Source organism: Streptococcus sp. HMSC077F03 (genome assembly GCF_001812375.1).
Taxonomy (GTDB): Bacteria; Bacillota; Bacilli; order Lactobacillales; family Streptococcaceae; genus Streptococcus; species Streptococcus oralis_S.
In genome coordinates this window covers 1-841 of sequence record NZ_KV808764.1, presented here as the reverse complement: position 1 = coordinate 841, position 841 = coordinate 1, and the positions used below count along the sequence as shown (strand labels likewise).

Below are 841 nucleotides of genomic sequence, written 5' to 3'. Positions count from 1 at the left end.
CTCCTGAGGTAGAACCAGCTTCTTATGAGTTTATAGCTGATAGACAGGGGTTGGTTATTTCTTGGAAGCAAGCTAGCAATGGTGAGAGTCAGGACACTAAGGATGAACCTATTGATTATGGCAGTGCGATTTATGGGAAACGTTACCTTGCTACAGAAAGTAGACGTTTAATTTACAAATGGGACGATAATCGCTTTGATGTTAAGAAGCTGAGTTGGGGGGAGTATTGGAAGATTCAGGTCTATGATACCAGTCAGGATGATTTACCTCGAAAGGAGTATGACCTTTTAAAGGCTGTTGCGGATTATGATCCGTCATACTTCCCAGTCTCAAGTACCTATGTTCATTCTTTAGCTTTCAAGGATCAAGAATATCGTACAGTCGTTCTCCAAAAAACTGGGGGACACGACCGTAAGGAAGTCCTCTTTAACATGGCAACAGGTAAGTTAGAGGATATTCCACAGGAAGTTAGTAAAGCCATAGAAACAAGAATTCTTTATCTATTTCAAGAATTTACTAGTTTAAAGAATTATTATAAAGATGATATTGATAATTCGGATTATTCTATTATCCTCCCACCATCTGTAATTGAACAGTCTTCAGACTGGCGCTTGATGGAAGAATATCCAGCAGCCTATGACTTGATGACTAAGAAGAAAGGTGAACTCTATTTCTTGACTAACGAAACAGATGCCAAGCTCTTTTCAGATATTTACAGTCTCTTAATCCCTAAGGACCGAGACTTGTTTGACAATCTAACAGTTTATGGAGAGGTGACCAAGGACGGGAAAGACCATGTAGTCCATTCCTATGAAGAGTTTATCAGTGTCTTGAAACCAAA

Annotated in this window: 1 protein-coding gene; it reads left to right on the top strand. The window is 39.2% G+C overall.

The genetic code is table 11. The features are described 5' to 3' along the window. A partial coding sequence (locus HMPREF2853_RS02720; protein ID WP_070534757.1) for a hypothetical protein occupies window positions 1-841 on the top strand: 841 nt, incomplete at both ends.